This is a genomic window from Vibrio sp. 1874, from assembly GCF_033344395.1.
Classification (GTDB): Bacteria; Pseudomonadota; Gammaproteobacteria; order Enterobacterales; family Vibrionaceae; genus Vibrio; species Vibrio alginolyticus.
The window spans coordinates 144,870-160,298 of the sequence record NZ_JAWPOR010000004.1 but is presented as its reverse complement, the minus strand read 5'-3'; the positions used below and the strand labels follow the sequence as shown (position 1 = coordinate 160,298).

At 44.2% G+C, this 15,429-nt stretch carries 17 protein-coding genes; 12 read left to right on the top strand and 5 right to left on the bottom strand.

Annotated features, from left to right (window positions below; all coding sequences use genetic code 11):
- Nucleotides 1-208 precede the first annotated feature (208 nt).
- The 9 genes from rsxA to R8N46_RS10575 all read left to right on the top strand — a co-directional run bounded on the left by rsxA (nt 209) and on the right by R8N46_RS10575 (nt 8,150).
- Nucleotides 209-787 carry an electron transport complex subunit RsxA gene (gene rsxA, locus R8N46_RS10615; RefSeq protein ID WP_005380762.1) on the top strand — a complete coding sequence of 193 codons (579 nt, stop codon included), beginning with the start codon at nt 209-211 and terminating at the stop codon, nt 785-787.
- 3 nt (nt 788-790) lie between these two features.
- Nucleotides 791-1,387, top strand: coding sequence for an electron transport complex subunit RsxB (gene rsxB / locus R8N46_RS10610; RefSeq protein WP_005380760.1), 597 nt, complete (start codon nt 791-793; stop codon nt 1,385-1,387).
- An 8-nt stretch (nt 1,388-1,395) separates the two neighbouring features.
- On the top strand, nt 1,396-4,032 hold the full coding sequence (gene rsxC / locus R8N46_RS10605; protein WP_115386202.1) for an electron transport complex subunit RsxC: 2,637 nt from the start codon (nt 1,396-1,398) through the stop codon (nt 4,030-4,032).
- Nucleotides 4,032-5,078, top strand: coding sequence for an electron transport complex subunit RsxD (gene rsxD / locus R8N46_RS10600; protein WP_033907336.1), 1,047 nt, complete (start codon nt 4,032-4,034; stop codon nt 5,076-5,078). Before rsxC ends, rsxD begins: the two co-directional genes overlap by 1 nt.
- Before the next feature lie 7 nt (nt 5,079-5,085).
- Nucleotides 5,086-5,718 carry an electron transport complex subunit RsxG gene (gene rsxG, locus R8N46_RS10595; RefSeq protein WP_005380747.1) on the top strand — a complete coding sequence of 211 codons (633 nt, stop codon included), beginning with the start codon at nt 5,086-5,088 and terminating at the stop codon, nt 5,716-5,718.
- The gene (locus R8N46_RS10590; RefSeq protein ID WP_005380745.1) at nt 5,718-6,410 is read left to right on the top strand and encodes an electron transport complex subunit E; all 693 of its coding nucleotides are present in this window, start codon (nt 5,718-5,720) and stop codon (nt 6,408-6,410) included. The genes rsxG and R8N46_RS10590 overlap by 1 nt, the downstream gene beginning before the upstream one ends.
- A 64-nt stretch (nt 6,411-6,474) precedes the next feature.
- Nucleotides 6,475-7,116 (top strand): endonuclease III, encoded by a 642-nt coding sequence (gene nth / locus R8N46_RS10585; RefSeq protein WP_005380743.1) that lies wholly within the window; start codon nt 6,475-6,477, stop codon nt 7,114-7,116.
- A gap of 32 nt (nt 7,117-7,148) precedes the next feature.
- Entirely contained in the window at nt 7,149-7,565 is a 417-nt protein-coding gene (gene gloA, locus R8N46_RS10580; RefSeq protein ID WP_017635317.1) for a lactoylglutathione lyase, read from the top strand.
- A 150-nt stretch (nt 7,566-7,715) separates the two neighbouring features.
- A complete protein-coding gene (locus R8N46_RS10575; protein ID WP_005384886.1) occupies nt 7,716-8,150 on the top strand; it encodes a DUF2753 domain-containing protein in 435 nt (144 codons plus the stop codon).
- Nucleotides 8,151-8,270: 120 nt separating this feature from the next.
- Here R8N46_RS10575 and motY read toward each other — a convergent pair whose 3' ends face one another.
- Complete coding sequence (gene motY, locus R8N46_RS10570) at nt 8,271-9,152, bottom strand: flagellar protein MotY (protein ID WP_005384887.1); 882 nt, start codon at nt 9,150-9,152, stop codon at nt 8,271-8,273.
- A 341-nt stretch (nt 9,153-9,493) separates the two neighbouring features.
- Between motY and rnt the strand changes: the two genes are divergently transcribed.
- Together rnt and R8N46_RS10560 are read left to right on the top strand one after the other, a co-directional pair.
- On the top strand, nt 9,494-10,138 hold the full coding sequence (rnt, locus tag R8N46_RS10565) for a ribonuclease T (protein WP_005384888.1): 645 nt from the start codon (nt 9,494-9,496) through the stop codon (nt 10,136-10,138).
- Nucleotides 10,139-10,166: 28 nt separating this feature from the next.
- Complete coding sequence (locus R8N46_RS10560; protein ID WP_025767202.1) at nt 10,167-11,492, top strand: Na+/H+ antiporter family protein; 1,326 nt, start codon at nt 10,167-10,169, stop codon at nt 11,490-11,492.
- Between the two features lie 78 nt (nt 11,493-11,570).
- On the opposite strand, the gene R8N46_RS10555 is transcribed toward R8N46_RS10560, so the two are convergent.
- From R8N46_RS10555 to R8N46_RS10540, 4 genes are all read right to left on the bottom strand, one after another.
- Nucleotides 11,571-12,200 carry a DsbA family protein gene (locus tag R8N46_RS10555; RefSeq protein WP_053304219.1) on the bottom strand — a complete coding sequence of 210 codons (630 nt, stop codon included), beginning with the start codon at nt 12,198-12,200 and terminating at the stop codon, nt 11,571-11,573.
- Between the two features lie 136 nt (nt 12,201-12,336).
- Entirely contained in the window at nt 12,337-12,912 is a 576-nt protein-coding gene (locus R8N46_RS10550) for a hypothetical protein (protein WP_065274720.1), read from the bottom strand.
- 193 nt (nt 12,913-13,105) lie between these two features.
- On the bottom strand, nt 13,106-13,681 hold the full coding sequence (locus R8N46_RS10545) for a hypothetical protein (RefSeq protein ID WP_053349607.1): 576 nt from the start codon (nt 13,679-13,681) through the stop codon (nt 13,106-13,108).
- Between the two features lie 417 nt (nt 13,682-14,098).
- Nucleotides 14,099-14,434 (bottom strand): Grx4 family monothiol glutaredoxin, encoded by a 336-nt coding sequence (locus R8N46_RS10540; RefSeq protein WP_017635833.1) that lies wholly within the window; start codon nt 14,432-14,434, stop codon nt 14,099-14,101.
- Nucleotides 14,435-14,718: 284 nt separating this feature from the next.
- On the opposite strand from R8N46_RS10540, the gene sodB reads away from it, so the two are divergent.
- Nucleotides 14,719-15,303 carry a superoxide dismutase [Fe] gene (gene sodB, locus R8N46_RS10535; protein ID WP_005396533.1) on the top strand — a complete coding sequence of 195 codons (585 nt, stop codon included), beginning with the start codon at nt 14,719-14,721 and terminating at the stop codon, nt 15,301-15,303.
- Nucleotides 15,304-15,429 lie beyond the last annotated feature (126 nt).

Below are 15,429 nucleotides of genomic sequence, written 5' to 3'. Positions count from 1 at the left end.
AAATCACACATTAGATGAAAATTAATAGGTAGTATCCTCTCGCTAACAATACATTCAGCAAACGATTCAATTTCTTATTGATTCATCAAAATAGATCAAATAGACGACTATTTTTCCATCGTGTATGTAAAACCACATCGTTCACTGGTTGTTATTGGTGTCACAAAACACGATAATATCAAGATCGGATTTTAAGAACGTAATAACTATGACCGAATATGTTTTGTTGTTGGTCGGCACTGTGCTGGTGAACAACTTTGTACTGGTGAAGTTTTTGGGCCTATGTCCTTTCATGGGTGTGTCCAAAAAACTGGAAACAGCAATAGGTATGGGCTTAGCGACAACTTTTGTGCTAACACTCGCGTCAGTGTGTGCGTATTTAGTGGAAAGCTACATCCTTCGTCCACTAGGTATTGAGTACCTTCGAACCATGAGTTTTATTTTGGTGATAGCCGTTGTGGTGCAGTTCACCGAAATGGTTGTGCACAAAACCAGCCCGACGCTTTATCGCTTGCTTGGCATTTTCTTACCGCTGATCACAACAAACTGCGCAGTATTGGGCGTGGCACTTCTTAACATTAATGAAAACCATAACTTTATTGAATCGATCATCTACGGCTTCGGCGCCGCTGTTGGTTTCTCATTGGTGTTGATACTTTTTGCATCCATGCGAGAGCGCATAGCCGCCGCCGACGTTCCTGTACCTTTTAAAGGTGCATCAATAGCAATGATTACAGCAGGTTTAATGTCACTCGCCTTTATGGGCTTTACAGGTTTGGTGAAGTAAGCGATGAGTACGATTTTAATTGCGATTATCGCGTTAGCGGTTCTGGCTGCGATTTTCGGCGCGATACTTGGTTTTGCTTCTATTCGCTTTAAAGTTGAAGCGGACCCTATTGTGGATCAAATCGACGCCATTTTACCGCAAACTCAATGCGGTCAATGTGGCTACCCTGGTTGCCGCCCTTATGCTGAAGCAATTGCAAATGGCGACCACATAAACAAATGTCCCCCTGGTGGTCAGGCAACAATCGAAAAGCTCGCCGACTTAATGGGTGTTGAGCCAGAAGAATCTGCGCACGATCTCGACAGCAAAATTCCAACCGTTGCGTTTATTCATGAAGACATGTGTATTGGCTGCACTAAGTGTATTCAGGCGTGTCCGGTGGATGCAATTGTAGGCGGAACAAAGGCGGTCCATACCGTAATCAAAGATGAATGTACGGGCTGTGACTTGTGTGTTGCCCCATGTCCGACTGATTGTATTGAAATGATTCCTGTGGCAACGACCACAGAAAGCTGGAAGTGGCAACTTCACTCCATTCCGGTACTTAACATTACGGATGCTGCCGACAATGCAGCGAACGTGAAAGATTCAATTAAGTAAGGTTTCACATGTTGTCTTTGATTGAACAAATTCGTACAGGCGCGCTTTGGGATTTCCCAGGTGGTGTGCATCCGGCAGAAAATAAAAAGCAGTCCAACAAAACTGAACTCGCTCATGCGGCTATCCCGTCAGAAATTGTATTGCCGCTAAAACAGCACATTGGTAAAGCGGGTAACCTACTGGTTGCCGAAGGTGACTACGTATTAAAAGGTCAGCCATTAACGCAATCGGAGACCGGCTTTACGGTTCCAGTGCATGCTCCAACATCAGGTACGCTCACCGCGATTGAGCCACGAACTGTCGCGCACCCTTCTGGGTTAAGTGAGTTGTGCGCAGTCATCACGCCTGATGGGAAAGATGCATGGTGTGAAAGAAACCCCGTCGCAGATTACCAACAAGAAACCCCTGACGCACTGATTGATATTATTCGTCTCGCTGGTATTTCTGGTATGGGTGGCGCAGGCTTCCCTACTGCAAAAAAAATCCAATCAGGTTTTGCTCGTACCGAGATTCTTATCGTTAATGCAGCAGAGTGCGAGCCATACATCACGTCTGATGACAAGCTCATGCAAGAACATGCCGAAGAGCTTATTCAAGGTATCGAAATTGTCGAACATATCCTGACACCAAAGCTCACGATTATTGGCATTGAAGACAACAAGCCAGAAGCAATCAAAGCGCTAGAAGCTGCGGCTATAAACAAAGATATCGTTATTCGCGTTATCCCGACTAAATACCCTTCTGGCGGTGAAAAACAGCTGATCAAAATTTTAACCAATAAAGAAGTACCAAGTGGCGCGATTCCAGCCGATATTGGTATTTTGGTTCAGAATGTTGGTTCTCTTTACGCTATAAAACGCGCAGTCATCGACGGTGAACCGATGATAAAGCGCATCGTGACTCTCACTGGTAAAACCTTCAAACAACCACGCAACGTTTGGGCATTGTTAGGGACACCAGTACAAGCACTGTTGGATGAGTTTGGCTATAAAGCAGATAAGAAGTTACAGCGTTTAATTATGGGTGGGCCAATGATGGGCTTTACCCTTCCTCACTCCCAAGTGCCGATTACCAAGACAGCAAACTGTATCCTTGCTCCGACTCGTCGTGAGATCTCTCCGCACCAGTATGAGATGGAATGTATTCGCTGTAGCCAATGTGCAGAAGCGTGCCCTGCTTCGCTGCTGCCTCAACAACTGCAATGGCATGCAAAAGCTGAAGAGTATGACAAACTCGAAGAATTAAACTTAAAGGATTGTATCGAGTGCGGCGCTTGTGCGTTTGTATGTCCAAGTGAAATTCCGCTCGTACAGTACTACCGCCAAGCGAAAGCAGAAATTAGAACTAGAACACAAGAAGCGGAAGCTGCAGAGCGAGCAAAACTGCGTTTTGAAGAGAAAAAAGCGCGTATGGAACGCGAAAAAGCAGAACGTGAAAATCGCTTCAAGAAAGCTGCCGATCAGCGCCGTAAAGAGATGAAGTCTTCTGGCGGCGATGATGCGATAGCAGCAGCAATCGCACGAGTGAAAGCTCAAAAGACAGAAACCACAGAAAAAACAGAGCCAGCAGTAAAACCAGCCGTAGCGGCAGCCATTGCCAAAGCGAAGGCGAAACAAGCGGCAGCAGCTAAAGCAGGCTCTAGTGAACCTGATAACTCAGAAATGGCAAAACTGCGCGAAGAGCGCAAACGTCTTGCTCGCGAACGGAAAGCGCAAAAAGAACAAGGCGAAACGCCAGACAATAACGCTGATGATAAAAAGTCGGCAGTTGCGGCCGCCATCGCCCGAGCTAAAGCGAAAAAAGCACAACAAGAAGATTCAACTGAATCTGTAGAATCGGAAACGTCTGCACAGCAAGACAGCGATCCGAAGAAAGCCGCGGTTGCTGCTGCCATTGCACGTGCCAAAGCACGTAAAGCGAAGCAAGCAGACTCAACTGAAGCGGAAGAAGCTGACGCACCTGCTGAGCAAACCGACGATCCGAAAAAAGCCGCCGTGGCTGCTGCGATTGCACGTGCCAAAGCGCGAAAAGCGAAGCAAGCAGACTCAACTGAAGTGGAAGAAGCTGACGCACCTGCCGAGCAAACCGAAGATCCGAAAAAAGCCGCCGTGGCTGCTGCGATTGCACGTGCCAAAGCACGTAAAGCGAAGCAAGCAGACTCAACTGAAGCGGAAGAAGCTGAAGCACCTACTGAGCAAACCGACGATCCGAAAAAAGCCGCCGTGGCTGCTGCGATTGCACGTGCCAAAGCGCGAAAAGCGAAGCAAGCAGACTCAACTGAAGCGGAAGAAGCTGACGCACCTGCCGAGCAAACCGACGATCCGAAAAAAGCCGCAGTTGCCGCTGCCATTGCACGTGCCAAAGCGCGCAAAGCGAAGCAAGCAGACTCAGCTGAAGCGGAAGAAGCTGAAGCACCTGCCGAGCAAACCGAAGATCCGAAAAAAGCCGCCGTGGCAGCTGCCATTGCACGTGCCAAAGCACGTAAAGCGAAGCAAGAAACGCAAACTGAGCCTGTTGAAGACGCAACTTCTGAAGAACCAGAAGTGGATCCGAAGAAAGCCGCGGTTGCCGCAGCAATTGCGCGCGCGAAGGCACGCAAAGCGCAACAAGAAGCTAATAAAAATAATACTGAGGAGAACGAGTAGTGTCGTTTTTTATTGCCAGTTCACCGCATACCCACAGTCGTCGTAATACGCCAGACTTAATGAAATGGGTGGCACTTTGCGCACTTCCAGGTTTAGTAGCTCAAACCTACTTCTTTGGCTGGGGTACGCTGATTCAGCTGATTTTTGCCATTGCAGTCGCTGTATCCCTTGAAGCCTTAGTCATGATCTGTCGTAAACGCTCACCAATGAGAGCGCTACGTGATAACAGTGCAATAGTTACCGCTTGGTTGTTAGCCGTTGCTATACCACCATGGTCTCCGTGGTGGATTATGGTGATCGGGCTTATTTTTGCGATAGTAATCGCTAAACACCTCTATGGTGGCCTTGGACAAAACTTATTCAACCCTGCAATGGTCGCTTATGTGGTCTTGTTGATCTCTTTCCCAGTACAAATGACGAGTTGGAGTGCACCGACATCACTCATACCTGATCATGTAAATTTTGCAGATACACTCTCTTTAATTTTTACGGGCTATGATTACGACGGCTTATCACTTCAGCAAGTTCGCTCAGGTGTTGACGGTGTGACAATGGCGACACCACTTGATGCATTTAAGACTGGCATTCTTACAGGTGCCACTCCAAGCGAAGTAATGTCGCAGCCGATATTTGATGGCTTAGGTGGTATTGGTTGGCAATGGGTAAACCTTGCTTACCTTCTTGGCGGCATAGTCATGATCAAAAAGCGTATCATCCAATGGTATATTCCAGCAGGTTTCCTTGCGAGTCTGACTCTGTTTAGCCTAGTGTTCACGTTGCTGACGCCAGGGGAAACTGCGTCGCCAATTTTACACTTGTTATCTGGTGCAACCATGCTTGGCGCATTCTTTATTGCAACCGATCCCGTTTCGGCGTCTACCACCGTCAAAGGACGTTTAATCTTCGGTGCGCTTATTGGTGCTTTGGTTTTTATCATTCGCAGTTGGGGCGGTTTCCCAGATGGTGTTGCATTTGCAGTGTTGCTTGCAAATATGTGTGTGCCACTGATCGATTACTACACCAAACCTAGAACTTACGGTCACTGAGGTAAACATGTTAACCGCTATTAGAAAAAATGGTCTGACACTCGCGATATTTGCATGTGCAACAACCGGATTAGTCGCCCTTACTCAGTACCTAACAAAAGACCAAATCAAGGTACAAGAGCAAAAACAATTACTTTCTGTTTTGAATCAAGTCATTCCAGAAAACATGCATGACAACGCACTCACGCAAGCTTGTACAATGGTCACGTCTCCAGATCTGGGGACATTACGTGCGATGCCAGCCTACCTCGCCACGAAGAATGGTGAACCAACAGCAATCGCAATAGAATCTATCGCGCCAGATGGCTACAATGGTGAGATAAAAGTGATTACTGGGATTGATAATCAGGGCAATATTTTGGGGACACGCGTCCTAAACCACCAAGAAACCCCTGGTCTGGGCGATAAAATCGATCTTCGTGTCACCGACTGGATCCTGAGCTTTACAGGAAAACAAGTCACGGAAAACAATTGGAATTCGTGGAAAGTTCGTAAAGATGGCGGCGATTTCGATCAATTTACTGGTGCAACGATCACGCCAAGAGCCGTCGTAAAAGTGGTGCGAAATACCGTTAACTACGTAAACCAATCTCGTGAAGACATTCTTAGCCAGCCGTTAGGCTGTGAAGGAGAGCAGTAATGAATGAGAATAAATTACTGATGAAAAACGGTATGTGGAGTAATAACCCCGCTCTCGTACAACTGCTGGGCTTATGTCCACTGCTAGCGGTTTCTTCCACGATAACCAATGCATTAGGTCTTGGTATTGCAACCTTACTCGTGCTAGTTGGATCCAACGTAACAGTTTCTCTTATCCGTAACTATGTGCCAAAAGAGATCCGTATACCTGTATTCGTTATGATCATTGCCTCACTCGTTACCTGCGTTCAGTTGTTAATGAATGCCTATGCGTACGGTTTGTACCTGTCTCTAGGTATCTTTATTCCTCTGATTGTAACGAACTGCATTATTATTGGCCGAGCAGAAGCTTACGCGTCAAAAAATGATGTTGCACCCGCTGCGCTAGATGGTTTGTGGATGGGCCTTGGTATGACGAGCGTCTTGGTTGTTTTAGGTGCCATGCGCGAATTAATTGGTAATGGCACACTATTCGACGGAGCAGACCTTCTCCTAGGAGACTGGGCTTCAGCTCTACGGATTCAAGTTTTCCAATTTGACAATAGCTTCCTGTTAGCGCTTCTCCCACCTGGTGCATTTATCGGTGTTGGGCTGTTGATAGCGCTCAAAAATGTCATAGATAATTCAATTCAGGCACGTCAACCAAAAGAAGAAAAACCAACCATAGAACGTGCTCGCGTCACTAACGCATAACAAGATAAGGCTCTGTCATAGGAGCCTTTTTCATAAACCGCAGAGACGGTATTGGAAGTCAGCAATGAACAAAATAAAAAGAATCGAAATTCTTGAGCGATTACGAGAAAACAATCCGAATCCTCAAACTGAGCTTAACTGGAGCTCCCCTTTTGAGCTGCTAATCGCTGTATTACTATCAGCTCAAGCAACCGATGTAAGCGTCAATAAAGCCACCGACAAGCTTTTCCCTGTAGCGAATACACCTCAAAGCATTCTTGATTTGGGAGTCGATGGCTTAAAAGAATACATAAAGACCATCGGTTTGTTTAACTCAAAGGCAGAAAACACAATCAAGACTTGTAAGATCTTGTTGGAAAAACACAATGGTGAAGTTCCTGAAGATCGTGCAGCGTTAGAAGCGCTACCAGGCGTAGGTCGCAAGACCGCAAACGTCGTGCTCAACACCGCTTTTGGTTGGCCAACTATTGCCGTCGATACGCACATTTATCGCGTGTCGAATCGCACTAAATTTGCGATGGGAAAAACGGTTGATGATGTCGAGCAGAAGCTATTAAAAGTTGTGCCAAAAGAGTTCAAACTCGATGTGCACCACTGGCTCATTCTTCATGGTCGTTATACGTGCGTAGCAAGAAAGCCTCGCTGCGGTAGCTGCATTATCGAAGATTTGTGCGAATATAAAGAGAAAGTATACCCAGATAGCTAACGCTATTTGTAAATCAAAGCTAGGAGCAAAAAATGTCAAACGGTCGAATTCTCCACACTATGCTTCGCGTAGGTGATCTAGACAAATCCATCAAGTTTTACACTGAAGTTATGGGCATGCAGCTGCTTCGTACTAACGAAAATAAAGAGTACGAATACACGCTAGCGTTTCTTGGTTATGGTGACGAATCCCAAGGTGCAGTGATCGAACTGACTTACAACTGGGGTAAAACTGAGTATGACTTAGGTACCGCTTTTGGTCATATCGCCATTGGTGTTGATGATATCTACACAACTTGCGACGCTATCAAAGCGGCGGGCGGTAATGTGACGCGTGAGCCAGGTCCAGTAAAAGGCGGAAGCACGCACATTGCATTCGTAAAAGACCCAGATGGTTATATGATTGAGCTTATTCAAAACAAGCAAGCTTCATCAGGTCTTGAAGGCTAAGCGGCACTTCTAATAATCACTTGTACTGCAAGTTGAACTCCGATTACAGGCAGGTCTGCGATCTGCCTGTCCTTTTATAAACAAAACCCTTTACTTGATAATAGTTATCGTTTAGATTTATCCGCAACTTCGATATGCGGGATTACGATAATGATCAGTGAATGGGAAAAACACACACTTCTAGCCGATACGGCACTTCAACTAGATGACCCTGTTCGCAGCATTCTTCATTACCAGCAAGCCCTAAGCCTGAGTGAAGATATCAGCGAATGTGTGGAAATTGAGGCGGACGAGCGATTATTAATTTCTGTGATTTCTTGTCATAACTTAGCTCAGTTCTGGCGTTGGGCTGGAGATACTGACTATGAACTCAAATACCTTCAACTGGCCTCTGAGAAGGTCTTAACACTTATCCCACAATGCCCAAATAAAGAGTGTGCAAGCTTTATCGACTCGATAGGATGCTGTACTAAGGCGTTGATAGACTTTATGAAGCGTCACCCTAATCCAGCTATTGCCAAACAGGTTGAAAAAATAGATACCGCAACCAATTGCGAAGTCATTGCCAAATTCCGCTTAAACTAACATTCAAATTATACAGCAGGAATCACCGAAAGGTGCTTGGCAAAATACCACTAAAATATTATGAACAACGTCAATAAATCAAAAACGCCGAAGCTTTCAGCTTCGGCGTTTTTATATGCATCACACTTGGGTTCGCCCTAGAGATATCACGACTCGGCGGTTTTTGTCTTTTCCTATTGGCGAACCGTTATCTGCAATAGGACGACGCTTGCCGTACCCTTGCACTTGAATTCGATCTTCCGGTAGCCCTAGAGACTGAAAATAATCACGAAGTGACTCTGCACGTCGCTCTGATAAACTTTGACTCGCACTTTTACCATCGGTTGAATCTGTGTACGTCGCCACCAGCACGAGATCGATATCTTGATTATGTCGGATATAATCTGCAATTTGTGATAAACGCTTTTTAGAAGCCTTGGTTAACTGATCACCTTGTCTTTCGTAGTGCAAAATCGTAAAAGCAATGTCCTCAAAACTATATTTCAATAAGTTGGAAATACAGTCGCTAAACGCGTTGTACTTGTTTTGAAATAGTACTGATGACAATGCGACTTCAATTCTCTGATCTCGGCTCTGCCAATCTTGGTAACTAAAAGTCGGATAACGGCCTTTTTCCAGCTCAGACAAAATGCCCCATGCTGTTTGCCCTCCGACATAACCATCAAACTGTTTAAAAAACTTTAGGTTTGTAATTCGATCGGCGTGTTCACCTGGCCGCCAAGGTGGCGGCATAGAAATGAGACTGACGTTACGTGTTTCTCCCATCGGACGACGCATTTTTAACTCAAAGTCTAAATTGATTTTTTTATTCGCACGAGATGAAAATACCGCATCTCCAAAGCTTGGAATGGGGTGTACAAGCTGACATTCTAATGGTGTATTGACCACCATTTCCCATTGAGATTGCTGTGGAGTTGCAGCATAACGTTTGCCCATCAAAGCGAAGCTGCTTGTGCTAAACAACGAAAATACAACACCACTGGTAATCAGCCATTTCTTCATCTAATACTGTCTCTTAAACGGCAGTCTGTTGCCGTCAATTTGCATCAATAAAATTACTTCAACCGGCATGCAAAAATCTCGCCAATATAGGGTTATCTGTCACACTGCCATTAATGTGAGCCACCGTGTTCCAATCACCTTAACCGCCACTTAGCGTTTTACTTCCTCATGTTGTATCGGTTTACATGATGCAAAGTATGGCGAATAAACGTCTACATAATATGCAATACAAACTTATTGATTGGATGCAAAATAGAATTCCGGTTTTCTCTTAAATTGCGGTTTTTCTCATCGGTATAATCTGCAATAATGCAGCCTTCGTCACACAAAAATAAGCCAACATGACACTAGAAAATGAAGCTCTAACCTTGAAAAAACGCTTTCGTGGTTATTTCCCTGTGGTAGTAGACGTTGAGACCGCTGGTTTCAATGCTCAAACTGATGCACTTTTAGAAATCTGTGCCGTTACGTTGAAAATGGACGAACATGGCGTGTTGCATCCGGCCTCCACCATTCATTTTCATGTGGAGCCATTTGAAGGCGCTAACTTAGAAAAAGAAGCGCTTGAATTCAATGGTATTCGTGACCCTTTCAGCCCTCTTCGTGGTGCTGTTTCTGAGCAAGAGGCGCTAAAGGAAATTTATAAGCTTATTCGCAAAGAACAAAAAGCCGCAGATTGCTCACGTGCAATTATGGTTGCTCATAACGCAGCATTCGACTTGGGTTTTGTAAATGCAGCAAATGAACGCTGTAAACTAAAAAGAGTCCCTTTTCATCCCTTTGCTACTTTTGATACGGCTACATTAAGTGGCCTTGCTTATGGCCAAACAGTTCTCGCTAAAGCATGCAAAACAGCCGGGATGGAATTTGATAACCGTGAAGCACACTCTGCGCTTTACGATACACAAAAAACAGCAGAATTATTCTGCGGTATTGTCAACAAATGGAAGGCCCTCGGCGGTTGGCCGCTTGTCGACGAAGAATAATAAGTAAACACAACATATTAGGAAAAGTATGAATCCTGTCGTTATATCAGTGTGCGTCATGCTCGTGTTAGCATTGATGCGCGTAAACGTGGTGGTTGCCCTCACGTTTAGTGCCATCGTAGGCGGCCTAGTCGCAGGCATGAGCCTTGGGGATACGGTTGCCGCATTTGAAAGTGGTCTAGGTGGCGGTGCAACTATCGCGCTAAGCTACGCCATGTTAGGTACTTTCGCTGTTGCCATCTCGAAATCAGGCATCACGGATCTACTGGCCAAAAGTGTTATCAAGCGCTTAAATGGTAAAGAAAACTCCGCTTCCACTACTGGCTTAAAGTACGCCGTGTTGGTGGCGTTAGTGCTTGTCACGATGTCATCTCAGAACGTAATTCCGGTCCATATCGCCTTTATTCCAATTTTGATTCCACCTCTTTTGGGCGTATTCGCGAAACTTAAGCTCGACCGACGTTTGGTCGCGTGTGTTCTTACCTTCGGTTTGATCACACCTTACATGATCTTACCTGTTGGTTTCGGCGGTATTTTCTTAAACAACATTCTATTAAAGAACCTACATGACAACGGTTTGGAAAACGTGGTTGCAGGCCAAGTCCCAACCGCCATGTTACTGCCAGGTGCAGGCATGCTGTTTGGTCTATTACTGGCTATCTTTGTTAGCTATCGTAAACCGCGTGTCTACAAAGAAACTGAGTTGACTGTCGTTGACGAAACCGATCATGTCATCAATAAAAAGCACATCTTAGTTGCGGCACTTGGTATTGTCGCTGCATTGGGTGTTCAGCTTTACACGGGTTCAATGATTATCGGTGCTCTAGCTGGCTTTATGGTGTTTACTTTCGGCGGCGTTATTGCATGGAAAGAGACGCACGACGTGTTCACTAAAGGTGTACACATGATGGCAATGATTGGCTTCATCATGATTGCAGCGGCAGGTTTTGCAGCAGTAATGAAGCAAACTGGCGGTGTTGAAACACTAGTACAATCGCTATCAACCAGCATCGGTGACAATAAGCCTTTAGCTGCACTACTGATGCTGATCGTTGGTCTGTTGGTAACAATGGGCATTGGTTCATCGTTCTCTACGATTCCAATCCTTGCAACTATCTATGTGCCTCTTGCGCTAGCATTCGGCTTCTCGCCGATGGCAACGATTGCACTGGTAGGTACTGCGGCTGCGTTAGGTGATGCAGGCTCTCCAGCTTCTGACTCTACATTAGGCCCTACATCTGGTCTAAATGCCGACGGTCAACATGAGCACATTTGGGAAACAGTCGTTCCAACCTTTATCCATTACAATATCCCTCTAATCATCTTTGGTTGGATTGCAGCAATGGTGCTTTAATACTATCGTTTGGATGGATATACATTTAGTTACGAAAAAGCCGCTCAATGAGCGGCTTTTTGTTATTCATAACTGTGGTTATTGCGCTGGCATATTGTCAATAATACGCTCACGAATCAGCTTCAAGGTTGGTTCTGTCGACAGGTAATCGATGGCAATCGGAAAATAAGCGTCGTTAATTTTAAGAACCAAGCTAGGGTAAGAGTTCACACCTAGGCTCTTTGCAAGGCTCAATTGATCTTCGAACACACCCTCTAAGAAAGAGCCATCCATGTCATTCTTGAATTGCTGAACATTCAAGCCAATTTCTCTCGCTAGTTGCAAGTGAGTGGCTTCTTCATGAGGAGGCATCGCACGTAAGTAATACGCATGCTGAATCGCTTCTAGCATCTGCTCATAAGAGTCTTGAAAGCCCGCTGCAATAACCGCACGACAAGATTGGTAAGTGCTTCTAACTGGCGTACAAAGCTTCCAGAAATCGTAGTTAAACTTAGTGCCTAACTGGCGCTCAATCTGCTTCCAAATACCTTCGAGTTTTTGTTGCATCTCGGGCGGCATCGGTAAATTAGTATCTGGCGCAAGACCACCAACCACATACTCAAATTGAATCACACCTGGCAGTTGCTGTTTTAGTTTATCCAGCGTTGGTTTGTAACCCCAACACCAACTGCACATTGGGTCATGCACGTAGTAAAGCTTTATATCCACTTTAATAATTAAACCTTTAAAATCATTTCAAAATCTCGGAGTAATTATACAGTCTCATAAGTTGAAAAACTGCTTTATCTTAATAATTCGCTCTAAAGCCAGTCTATACGAGGCGTGTTAAGTTTCATTGTAGATCTTAGGTTAGATAAACAAGTCTGTCAGCTGAGAACTCTAGCCCACCTAGCTCATTTTGTTCGCACAAACTCTTAAAATGTTCAGTACAATACAGAAAGCTCGCTCCTAGCATCTTTGACTTGAAAACAACCTTTTCTGCAACGTCGCTTTCATTAAATACTAACACCTCTACACCTGCTAAGCTGCCATATTCAATTTTTTGGACGCACTTATCTTCATCTTCTTGCCCAAACTCCAACGGTGTATACAGGTACCATTCCTCTCCTTTATAACGAATCGATAAGAACTCGCCTACTTTGCTCAATGGCTCTTTTAAAGATGCATAAGCTTTAGGGGAAAGCACTAAGAAAACCCGTAACCATAAACTGATATCAGGAAGTAATGAGTCTTTCTTGAGAACATCTTCAAACTCAATATCTACTTCACCCCATATACTTTTGAAAGAAAAGTTTTCTAATGGCTGCACAACGATTTTTTCTATTAAATCAATGTCACCTAACTGCCTAGCTACAGAACTAGGCGTAGTGCTCACGATTTTATATTCATTGTGACAGTCGAAAATTTTATAAACCGTCATTAATCTATCAACTCCTCATGTTTTACTACCAGGAGCCACCTATGGGTAAGTTACTTTTCAAATCATTCTTCATGAAGGAAACAGGCCTAAAAAAGCTGCGTTTTAGAGGAGAAAGCTAATTTTCTCGTCGACCATTACAGTGCTTCCAAACCCCAGTATCAGAGAAATAGTATTTTCATATTAATAAAAATCACTAATTAAATGGATCTGTCAAATTAGAAGAAAACATGATGCCATTGAGCTGATTTTGTTCACACAAAGCCTTAAACTTATCTGTACAGTACAAGGTGCCCGCTCCTTCTAGCCGAGACTTGAAAACCATTTTGTCTTTAACATCATCGTCAATAAAAACAAGGGTATCTAACCCATCTCGGCTCCCATATGCGATTTTTTCTACGCACTTTCTCTTGTTTTCTTGTCCAAAAGTCAGTGATGCATATAAATACCATTGCCCACCTTGGTAGTTAGCAGGTAAAAACTCTCCGTGTTCAGTTAGATAAGCATTCAATATTTCATATGCCCTCGGAGATAAAACAAGATATGTTCGCGCCCACAAACTAATATCAGGCAATAGAGAATTGTACTTAAATACATCTTGAAACTTTACCTCCACAGGCTTCCAAATATCTTGCAGAGATTGATTTTTAATTGCCTGTAACAAGATCCTCTCAAAATAGTCGAAGTCACCTAACTGGCTAGCGATTTCATCGGGACCAGAGCAGATCGTTTGAAATTCTCTTAAATTATCTATTATCTTGTAAACTGTCATAATCCTTCCAAAACTTGATTTTTAGCGTCCAATGCCGATTTATGATGGGGCTTACTCTTCGAGTGCATTTTGTACCGAAATAAGTTGGCCTCAAAATTCTGGGGGACTTAAATTGCCTTTAGTGTAATTCCTTAACCAAATACCATTTGTAGCAACTCCCTTGTCAAGACCTGTAAGCAATGATGTTTGAAAACGACTTTACGAAATAGATGGCGGCATACATCGTAATTACGCGCCAAAATGCATTAAAATGCATATTGAAGTTTTTGTATACACTAGGCGGACTTTACATGGCTTCGCGAGGTTTACGAGATAGGCAGTCAGAACAAAGCTTTATGTTCATTCCACTAACCTAAAAAGAAAAAGGAGCCAGTACGGCTCCTTCGTATTCTATCGCTAAATGTGAGTATTTACGAATTACTCAGCTTGATCTTCAGCGCGCGCTGCTGCTTCTTTGATTAGAGGCTGCAGTTCACCTTTTTGGAACATTTCTAGAATAATGTCACAACCGCCGATAAGCTCGCCTTCAACCCATAGTTGAGGGAAAGTTGGCCATTGCGCGTACTTTGGTAACTCAGCACGGATATCTGGGTTTTGCAGAATGTCTACGTAAGCGAACTTCTCACCACATGCCATTAGTGCCTGTGACGCTTGAGAAGAGAAACCACAGCTAGGTAGTTTCGGTGATCCTTTCATGTACAGCAGGATTGAGTTTTCAGAGATCTGCTGTTTGATTTTGTCGATAGTTTCCATCGCTTCCTCATTCATGGGTTTGAACTTTATTTATTTGCCACATTCTACTCAATAACGACAGAATAAAAACCATATAATTAATAAGGCTTAATTTTAGGTTGCTCATTGGCGAGCAATGCAGCACTTCACCACTGCTAACCTCTTAAAATATTTTCATATCGGGGTTTTAATAAAGTAAAAACTTGCTAAAATACTTAGCAAGTCAGCCTTAAAGGCGACATAGCTATAAAAAACACTGGAAGCAATCGAAAGGTCATCCTTTCAAATCAATGGAGAATCGAGTAATGGCATTTGAACTACCAGCTCTTCCTTACGCGAAAGACGCACTAGAACCACACATCTCAGCAGAGACTCTAGACTACCACCACGGTAAGCACCACAACACTTACGTTGTTAAGCTTAACGGTCTTATCCCTGGTACTGAGTTCGAAGGCAAAACTCTAGAAGAGATCATCAAGACTTCTACTGGTGGCGTATTCAACAACGCAGCGCAAATCTGGAACCACACGTTCTACTGGCACTGTCTTGCTCCAAATGCGGGCGGCGAGCCAACTGGCGCAGTTGCAGACGCTATCAACGCAGCATTCGGTTCTTTTGAAGAATTCAAAGCGAAGTTTACTGACTCAGCAATCAACAACTTCGGTTCTTCATGGACTTGGCTTGTTAAGAAAGCTGACGGCTCTCTAGAGATCGTTAACACTTCTAACGCTGCTACTCCTCTAACAGAAGAAGGTACAACACCACTTCTAACTGTTGACCTATGGGAACACGCGTACTACATCGATTACCGCAACGTACGTCCTGATTACATGAACGGCTTCTGGGCTCTAGTAAACTGGGATTTCGTAGCTGAGAACCTAGCGAAGTAATATACTTCCCCCTAAGTTCAATTTAGTCTTATTCAAAAGCTCGCTATTTAGCGGGCTTTTTTGTTTCGCCTTCCCTAGCACCTTTAAATAATTCCCTCTTTTACTAAAGTTCTTCTTATCCACGCC